We start from the raw sequence: 6,113 nt of genomic DNA on the forward strand, positions 1-6,113 counted from the left end.
GGCGAGCTTTGATTCAACTTCAGCACGTCAACGTTAACTTGTCGACAGCGACCGGGGGGCAGTCTCGGGTGACGACACACCCGAAACAGGCGATTTATTGGCAATCCCGCCCCATTATATACTGGATCGCGTGGCAGGATGCGCCCTGTGATTGATTGCATTTTAGCCTACCCGTATGGTGAGGTAGGCGTTACTGTAAACCTTGCCCCGCTTGTGGTTCTATTCGATCTCCTTTTTCCACGTCGCTCACTCTCATGCTGCAGAAAAAACGCGTTGCGTTGATGATCGAAACTTCCACAATTTACGGGCGGGAATTGCTGAAAGGAGTCATTCGGTTTCGTCAAACGCACCATGATTGGTCGATCTTTCTCGAGCAGCGTGACCTGACTGCCAAACCGCCAGCATGGCTGGCCGATTGGAAGGGAAACGGGATTATTTCGCGTGTGACAACACCCGAGTTTGCCAAGGCAGTCCGCAAAAGCGGCATTCCAATCGTCGAATTGACCGACCGTGGTCAAGATTATGGGTTTCCGGTGATTCGTAGCGATGACGACGAAATCGCTCGCTTGGCGGCAGAGCATTTGATCGAACGCGGCTTCCAAAATTTTGCCTACTGCGGTTTCCAGCACGAAGAGTGGTCGACGCGGCGGGAAACCTCATTCGCACGTTACGTGGCCCAGCCAGGGAAGGAATGCGGGATCTATCGCTCGGTGTGGCAAGGCCCTGACGCTAGATCGGCCGAAGATGAGCGAACCGAACTCGTTCGCTGGCTTCAAAGTTTGCCACTGCCGGTGGGGATCTATTGTTGCAGCGACGTCCGTGGACAACAGGTACTCGAAGCGTGTACGCAAGCTGAGTTGGTGATCCCCGAAGAAGTCGCGGTGATTGGAACCGACAACGACAGCGTGATTTGCGAATTGTGTGATCCATCGATGACCAGCGTGATTCCCAACGCGGAAGAGACGGGATTCCAGGCCGCTAGTTTGTTGTCGCGATTGATGGAAGGCGAAAAGCCCGATGAGCTGTTGCACGTGATCCGGCCGCTGGGAATCGAGGTTCGTCAATCATCCGATATCGTTGCGATCGATGACCCGTCAATCGCGACCGCACTTTCTTATATCCGCGAAAATGCCTGCAACGGGATCACGGTCCAAGATGTGATTGCTCACTCGGGACTGTCGCGTAGTACGTTGGAACGGCAGCTTCGAAAACTGCTCAGTCGGTCGCCTCAGCAAGAAATCCGGCACGTCCAAATCAAGCGGGCTCGTCAATTGTTGACGGAGACCGATTTGCCGATGGACCGGATCGCGGCGCTTTGTGGATTCGATCACCCCGAATACATGCACGTCGTGTTCCGCCGCGAAACCAATATGACGCCGGGGCAATACCGGCGGAATTTGCGAGCGGCAAAATAGTTAGGGGACGCAGACGAGTTTTTTCTCTAGAGTCGTTCCGCAATCACTATTGCACGATCTAGTTCACAACCAATTTGTTTTCCAATCACCCTGAATTCGAAACGAGTTTTCCCAAAACATGTCTGTCAATATCCAAGCGGTCTACACGGGCAATCTCGGCGTACGCGCAACGCACGGGCCGAGCGGCAATCAGCTGACCACCGATGCGCCTGTGGACAACGGTGGGCAAGGAACCAGTTTTTCACCGACCGATCTGGTTGCCACGGCACTGGGCAGCTGTGTGTTGACGATCCTGGGGCTTGTCTCGCAGCGGCACGATACCGATTTGACGGGGACAAAGGTCAGCGTCACCAAAGAAATGGTGGCACAACCGGTTCGCCGCATCGGACGACTCGAAACCATCGTCACCGTACCCGCGGGATTGGTAAACGATGCGGCGATGCGTGATCGATTGGAAGCGGCTGCTAGAAAGTGTCCTGTGCACCAAAGTTTGCATCCCGACATCGATGCGCCAATCACGTTCGTTTACGAGTGAGGTCGCTCACGTGCTGGGCTTGGGCCGCACCGCTGTTCCGGGGGTCAACGAGTCGCTTGGATAGACGATGACCGCGTCACTGACATTCAATCCCTCGACGATTTGCGTCTGCGATTCGTTTTGCACTCCGATTTCGACAGCCTGAAGATTCGCCTTGCCATCGACAATGGTCAACACATGCCATTTCCGCTGGTGGCGAAAGAGTGCACTGTTGGGGATCAGCAAGACATCCGCGAGCTCGTTGACGACGATGCGTGTTTCAACTCGGTAGCCGTCACCGAGTGACGCGATGCGACCCGGCGATTCGTTAAAGTCAGCGATCACGTTGACACGCTGTTCTTCCACCCCGAGTGATGAGACTTTGGTAAACGCCCCCGGTTCAATGACTCGCACATAACCGTTCAGCGGCGATTCGCCGCCCCAATGTTCGATGGTCAATTTTGCGCCGGGTTTAATTCGTACCGCGTCAGTGGACAACACATCGATTTCGATTTCCAGGTTGCGTGGATCGCCCAATTCGATCAACGGTGTTCCCACTGGGACCACCGCGGAGCTTTGTTGTATCACGCGAAGCACGCGGCCGTTGATGGGGGACATGATTTCAAACGGTTCCACTGCGGTGTCGTCATTCGCGTCGGCAAACTGCTCGACCGCCGCTTCGGCCATTGCCAACTCAAAACTCGCGATTTCCACGTCAAAGCGTGCTGTTTTGATCGCTTGGGTGCTCGCGAGTTTCTCGGTTTTTGCGATGTCAAATTCGCTCTGCGAGACCGCGTTGGAGGGACGCAGACGTTCGGCGCGGTCAAAGATGGTGGACGCCAATTCGTTGTTGATCACGGCTTGGGCGCTTGCCGATTCAGCACGCTGCAGTGCCGCTCGCGCCGCCTGGACTCGGGCTTTTGCCTCAGCTTGTGCCCGTGCATCTAGAAACGCAGGCACGCTGGGCAAGATCACCGCCAACAGCGTGTCTTCGCTGCAATGGTCACCAGGATCGAGTTCGATGCGGGAAACGCGGCCCATCACCGGAGCCGACACGACGTATTTCTCACGAATGCGAGTCTTGCCGTCCTCTTGTACGGTGACCTGCAAGGTTCCGATCGATGCGGTCGCCGAATCGACCTCGATCGGTTCTGGGAACATTGCGAAAATCGATGCCATGACGGCAGCGACAATCATGATTCCCCAGAGCAGCGTCTTTAGTGAAAACTTCATGTTACTCTCGCGTTTTAAGCACGCCGACCAAATCGAGATGGAAGATGCGTCGCTGGACCACCCATCCCGATAAAAAAGTCGCGATGATGACAACCCCGCAGGCGAGCGCGTAGGTATCGCGGCTGATCACCAAAGGAATGCGATAGTTTTCCGTATCCAGTCCGCTGGCCATCAAACCCGCCAAACCGTAGCCGATGCCGCATCCGAGCGGAATCGCCACAAGCGTGAACAGGGTAATTTCACCTAGCAGCACCATCGAAACCTCGCCGCGTGTAAACCCGATCACTCGCATCGTTGCCAAGTCACGACTGCGTTCGGACAACGCGATCCGGGCGCTATTGTAGACGACGCCCATGGCAATCACCGTGGCAAAGAAAATGATAAACGACCGCATCACCAGAATGTTTTCCGCAACCGTTTGGCGGAAACTGTTTAACACTGCGTCCTTGATCGTCACACTGGCGACACCGGGGCGAAGTTCCAGTTCCGCAAAAACATCCGCGATTTGATTCGAATCGACTTTCAAAAACGCGCCGGATGCCACATTGGATTCTTTCAACATCGCATGCAATTGTTGCTTGTTGATATACGCGTTGATTCCTGCGTATTCTTCGACCAATGCCGTGACCTCGACGGACAGTGTCGGCCGCTTGTCTTCGAGGACTTCAATGGTAACAAAGTCGCCACGAGTCACTCCCAGCAAACGAGCCAGTTTGGTATTAAGCATGACTCCGAATTCGGGCACGACCACCGCTTTCTCGTTTTTGTCCAACAAACGATACAGCGACGCATCACGCTCTAGCCCCATCAACCCGATGCGTCGCGATCGGTTCTGGAAATGAATCCGAGTCGCGACGCTGCGGATCGTTTCACTGTCCAACACGCCATCCAAATTGCGGACTTCGTGCATCACCGACGCCGTCGCCGGTTCGATGAACGTGACCATCAGATCTTGACGTTGTGCCAAGCGGAACTGGAAATCCATCATGTAGTTCATCGCGTCGAGCGAAAAGCTTCCCAGCACCATCACGGCCGCCGCCATCGCGATTCCCAACACGGAAAATCCTGCCTTGATCGGGTAGCGAGCGATATTCCGCAAAACCATCCGCATTTCCGCAGGTAATTGCTCACGCGGAATAATTTTCTCGAGAAGCGTTGGCTTGAATCGCGGCGGTGGTTCGGGACGCATCGCTTCGGCGGGCGGCAAACAGATGGCCTTGCGAACGGAAATCCATGTCCCCAGACATGCGGCGGTCGTTGTCAATAGAAACCCCACCGCAATCGACATCGTGTCGAGTTGGATCGTCAGCGTCGGGAATTTGTAAAACTCGCCGTACATCTTGGTCATCCCTGATGCCATCCATATTCCAAAACCAACGCCCAGAATGGTTCCGCTGACGGAAATCAACAGCACGAGATTCAAATAATGAAGACCGAATTCGATGTTGCTATACCCGAATGCCTTCAGTGCCGCGATCTGTTCGCGTTGCTGGATAATGATCCGCGAGACAACGATGTTTAGCAGAAACGAAGCGACCGACAGAAAGATCGCCGGCGATATAATCGCCATCGAACGCAGTTGTTTTAATTCGTCCGAGAGATACTGGTGTGAAATCTGCTCACCGCGATCGTAGCCCCCCACACAACCATACGGTTTTAACAGTCGATCGAGTTGGTCGATCACTTCTTCGACATTGCTGCCATAGGCTAGTTTTAGCGAAACGCTATTAAAGGCCCCCACCATGTCGAAGGCGGCTTCGAGATCCCGCTCGTTCATCCAGAACACGCCAAAGCGTTTGTGGTCCGGCATGATGCTGCCGGGTTGAATCTGCATCACGTATTCCGGTGATATGGCAACGCCAACAATTTTTAGCGTCTGTCGTTTCCCATTGATGACCGCATTGACCGTATCGCCAGCCACAAAGCCGTGTGCTTCGGCAAATACTTCGGACACCACAACCTCGCCCGTACGTTCGGGCTCGATCATCCGGCCACGCGAAATATAGACCTTGTTCAGCAAGCACTCGCCCGAATCGGGAACCGATATTAACCTTGCCGTTGCAGGTTCGGTCATCTCGGGTACATCCAACAGCACATCGTAAACCAATCGTGTTTCGACCGCCGCGATTCCGTCGATTTCACGAATACGAGGCAAGATTGCATTCGGGCTGCGTCGTGTTTGGGCAAACACGTCCGCAAAACGGAAATCGCGATAGAACGCTTCTTTGCTGGTTTCAAGCGAATGGTACGCACACATTGACATCACAAACGTGGCGACACCGGCGGCGATCACACACAAGATTGCAAACACTTGTCCCTTCATGTGGAACAAATCTCGCAGCAATTTTTGATCAAGCTTACGCATCGCTTACCACCGCAACTCGGATGCTTGGATGCGTTGAGAGTTGTCGGTGATGCCGGCAATCATTCCATCGGACAATGAGATAACGCGGTCAGCCATCTGCGAAATCACCGCGTTGTGAGTGATCACGGCCGTCGTCGTGCCGAGTTCGCGGTTGATACGCGAAATGGCTTCGAGCACCAAAATTCCGGTTTGGACATCCAACGCACCGGTCGGTTCATCACACAACAGCACCGTCGGGTTCTTGGCAATCGCGCGTGCGATCGCGACCCGCTGTTGTTCCCCGCCGGATAATTGAGCGGGAAAATGGTTCGCCCGGTCCTTCATCCGCACCATGTCCAACGCGTCCATCGCATCCATCGGCGATTTCGCGATCTCGGTGATCAGTTCGACGTTCTCGCGAGCCGTCAAACTGGGAATCAAATTGTAGAACTGGAAAACGAACCCCACGTGGTCGCGGCGGTAACGTGTGCGGTCTGCATCGGTTGCCGCCGTCAATTCATTGCGGTGGTAGTGGACGCTGCCTGATGTGGGCACGTCCAATCCGCCAACGATGTTCAGAAGCGTCGACTTTCCGCTGCCCGATGCT

Annotated in this window: 5 protein-coding genes; 2 read left to right on the top strand and 3 right to left on the bottom strand. The window is 54.6% G+C overall.

Annotation, left to right across the window (positions count from 1 at the left end; all coding sequences use genetic code 11):
• Window positions 1-254 precede the first annotated feature (254 nt).
• Both RMSM_RS07135 and RMSM_RS07140 read left to right on the top strand, forming a co-directional pair.
• Window positions 255-1,415, top strand: a complete 1,161-nt coding sequence (locus tag RMSM_RS07135) for an AraC family transcriptional regulator (RefSeq protein ID WP_008693528.1) — start codon at window positions 255-257, stop codon at window positions 1,413-1,415.
• A gap of 118 nt (window positions 1,416-1,533) precedes the next feature.
• Window positions 1,534-1,950, top strand: coding sequence for an OsmC family protein (locus tag RMSM_RS07140; protein ID WP_008693530.1), 417 nt, complete (start codon window positions 1,534-1,536; stop codon window positions 1,948-1,950).
• Between the two features lie 6 nt (window positions 1,951-1,956).
• Here the strand turns inward: RMSM_RS07140 and RMSM_RS07145 are convergent, their stop codons facing one another.
• The 3 genes from RMSM_RS07145 to RMSM_RS07155 form a co-directional block, all read right to left on the bottom strand.
• Window positions 1,957-3,162 (bottom strand): efflux RND transporter periplasmic adaptor subunit, encoded by a 1,206-nt coding sequence (locus RMSM_RS07145; protein WP_008693532.1) that lies wholly within the window; start codon window positions 3,160-3,162, stop codon window positions 1,957-1,959.
• A 1-nt stretch (window position 3,163) separates the two neighbouring features.
• Window positions 3,164-5,527, bottom strand: coding sequence for an ABC transporter permease (locus RMSM_RS07150; protein ID WP_008693534.1), 2,364 nt, complete (start codon window positions 5,525-5,527; stop codon window positions 3,164-3,166).
• Window positions 5,528-5,530: 3 nt separating this feature from the next.
• A partial coding sequence (locus RMSM_RS07155; protein ID WP_040764557.1) for an ABC transporter ATP-binding protein occupies window positions 5,531-6,113 on the bottom strand: 583 nt, incomplete at its 5' end.

This window comes from Rhodopirellula maiorica SM1 (genome assembly GCF_000346295.1).
GTDB lineage: Bacteria > Planctomycetota > Planctomycetia > Pirellulales > Pirellulaceae > Novipirellula > Novipirellula maiorica.